This is a genomic window from Mesorhizobium sp. M2A.F.Ca.ET.037.01.1.1 (assembly GCF_003998075.1).
GTDB lineage: Bacteria > Pseudomonadota > Alphaproteobacteria > Rhizobiales > Rhizobiaceae > Mesorhizobium.
The window spans coordinates 1-2730 of sequence record NZ_RZSA01000893.1 but is presented as its reverse complement, the minus strand read 5'-3'; the positions used below and the strand labels follow the sequence as shown (position 1 = coordinate 2730).

Here is a 2730-nt window from a genome sequence, read left to right as displayed (position 1 = left end):
GCTGCACGTTGAGGATAATACGTGGAGTGACGGCCATCCGTTCGGTTCCTCGGACCGAAGCAAGCTACCGAATGAACGGTCGCATCATCCGCTTGCGGAAGCGATTCCGATAGTCCCGGGGCGACGACTGAAACCGGGCACCGAACGCCCGGGAGAATGCCGACAGGGCCGAAAATCCCGTCGCGAGGGCGATCTCCGATATCGTCATGTCCGTATAGATCAATGTTTCTCGCGCGTGTGCCAGCCGAACTTCCAGATACTGCCTGGAAGGCATGAGCGCGTTGGAATTCCTGGCGAGTTGCTCGAGCTGCCGGAGCGAAATTCCGGCCCGACGCGCCACTTCCCTCAGAGACAGTGGCCTCTCGATGTTCGTCACCATGACGTTCAGCGCCCTGTTCAGCATCGGATGCATTTTCCAGTTCCCCGCGCTGAGGGAATCCGACTGCAATGTGTCACCTTGCCGGATGGACGAATACAGCATTTCGCTCAGCAGCACTTGGACAAGACCTTCGCCACAAGTTTGCGAGATGAAATCCAGGAACATGTCGAGCGTCGCGGTATGACCACCGCAGGTCATTCGGTTCCGACTGATTGAGTAGAGTGTTCCCTGCACGTCGAGACGCGGAAACTTTTCCTGCATCGCACCCAGTATCTCGCGGTTGGCCGATATCTGGGTCTGCTCTGGGTAAAGTCCCGCTTCCGCGAATAGCCAAACGGCATGATCCAGCGCGCATAGCATCGCGCCGTATCGGGACTGGCGGCGCAGCCAGCTGTTGAGCCGGCGCTTGTATGAATCGTCCGGCTCGAACGAAGCCACGACGATGACGAGGTCGAAGCGGCTGACGTCGTCGATAACACCGTCATGCGCGATCGGCATCCCGTTGCTGGCCACAAGCTCTTGGGCCTCGACAGTCAATATCCTGATGTCGAAAGGCGGTTCATAACTCAGCCGGTTGGCGGCATGAAGCGGCTCATAAGCGAGCACATAGGTCAGCAGCGAGACCTGCGGCGCAACTACGAGGGCGACCTTTAGAGGATGTTCACGTTTGACCATCGTTTCCCGGTTCGGCGAGGGGCAATCCAAAGATGTCTAACCTATAGCGTTTTTCGTCAAATTTCGCAGCGGGCCGATATCTATTTTCGCGAGGTTCGCTCCACTGAGGCCGAACGAACTGAGGAGAATGCGCAGGAATGGCCACGCGTCCCAATTCTATCGAGGCGAGGGACATCGCGTCCCAACTCCATTCATTCACGAATCCGGACTTGCTCGATCGCGACGGGCCAATCGTGGTCGCCAAAGGAGAGGGCATTCGCGTCTTCGGCGCAGATGGAAAGCCCTACATCGAAGGCATGTCCGGCCTGTGGGCCGCCTCGCTGGGTTTCAGCAACCATCGGCTGGTGGACGCCGCGCGCCGGCAACTCGAGACGCTGCCTTCCTATCATACGTTTTACAGGCGCACGTCGCCCGTGGTCACCCAACTCGCCGAGGCCCTGGTCGAGATGACGCCGGCGCATTTCACCAAGGCCTTTTTCACCACCTCGGGGTCCGAAGGAAACGAAAGCGCCATCAAGATGGCTTGGGCGTACCACCACGCGATGAACCGCGCCGGCCGCAAGAAGGTGATATCTCGGCTCCATGCCTATCATGGCGGAACCATCGTGGCCGCGAGCCTCACAGGAATGCCGACGAGCCATGCCGGCCTGCCGATGCCGCTCGACTGGATCATTTTCACCGACTGTCCGCATCACAGTGCCTTTTCGCGGAACGGCGAAAGCGAGGACGAGTTCGTGCATCGGCTGGCCATGTCGCTCGACGATCTCATTCAGCGCGAAGGTCCGGACACCATCGCCGCCTTCATAGCTGAGCCTGTAATGGCGGCGGGTGGGGTCATAGTTCCTCCAAAGAGCTACTTCCCAGCGATCCGGAAGGTTCTGGATAAATACGACATCCTGCTGATCGTCGACGAGATCGTCTGCGGCTTCTACAGGACGGGACAGCCCTTCGGTTCTCAGACCTTCGACATCAAGGCAGACATGATGGTGCTCGCCAAAGGACTTTCAGCTTCCTACCAGCCGATAGCGGCGGTCATGCTGACGGAGCGCATCCACGATGCCATCAGATCCTTGAGCAACGAAGTCGGCGCCTTCTCCCACGGCTTTACCTATTCCGGTCACCCTGTAGCGGCCGCGGTGGCGCTGGAAGCCATTACGATCTATCGGGAGGACGGATTTTCCGAACATGTGAAAACGGTGTCGGCGCATTTTCAGGCGCGCCTGCGCAGTTTCCGTGACCATCCGTCCGTCGATGAGGTGCGCGGCGTCGGCTTGATCGGCGGAATCGAGCTCCGTGACGACGCAACCGCGAAGAGAACTGGCGATCCATCACAGACGCTGGGAGCAGTAATCGCCGATCGCGCCCTGGATCATGGTCTCGTGCTTCGATCCCGTGGCAATCTGCTCGCCTTCTGTCCGCCGCTGATCATCACACCAGAAGAGGTCGACGAGATGTTCGATCGCTTCAGCAAGGCTATTTGCGATGTCCTCGAACAGTAACTCCGACGACAAAGGCCGTATCCAGCATCCGCCGCGCGGCTCTACACCAACGCGCGGCAACAGCTTCGAGCCCACGGCGGAGGTGGAGGCGATGCTGAAGGATCGCGCGCGCTTCGTGCGGCTTGAGACGATCCGGCTGATCGAGATCGCCAAGACCGGCCACTACACGTCGGTGTT

At 59.3% G+C, this 2730-nt stretch carries 2 protein-coding genes and 1 pseudogene; 2 read left to right on the top strand and 1 reads right to left on the bottom strand.

Annotation, left to right across the window (positions count from 1 at the left end; genetic code table 11):
• Positions 1-64 precede the first annotated feature (64 nt).
• A complete protein-coding gene (locus EOA27_RS30895; protein WP_126062167.1) occupies positions 65-1054 on the bottom strand; it encodes a helix-turn-helix domain-containing protein in 990 nt (329 codons plus the stop codon).
• Positions 1055-1191: 137 nt separating this feature from the next.
• Here EOA27_RS30895 and EOA27_RS30890 point away from each other — a divergent pair, with 137 nt between their 5' ends.
• Positions 1192-2553: an aminotransferase gene (locus tag EOA27_RS30890; RefSeq protein ID WP_126062166.1), complete on the top strand. Its 1362-nt coding sequence runs from the start codon at positions 1192-1194 to the stop codon at positions 2551-2553.
• Positions 2537-2730 (top strand): annotated as a pseudogene (locus EOA27_RS30885) (hypothetical protein); the annotation flags it as partial. The gene EOA27_RS30890 and the pseudogene EOA27_RS30885, both read left to right, overlap by 17 nt.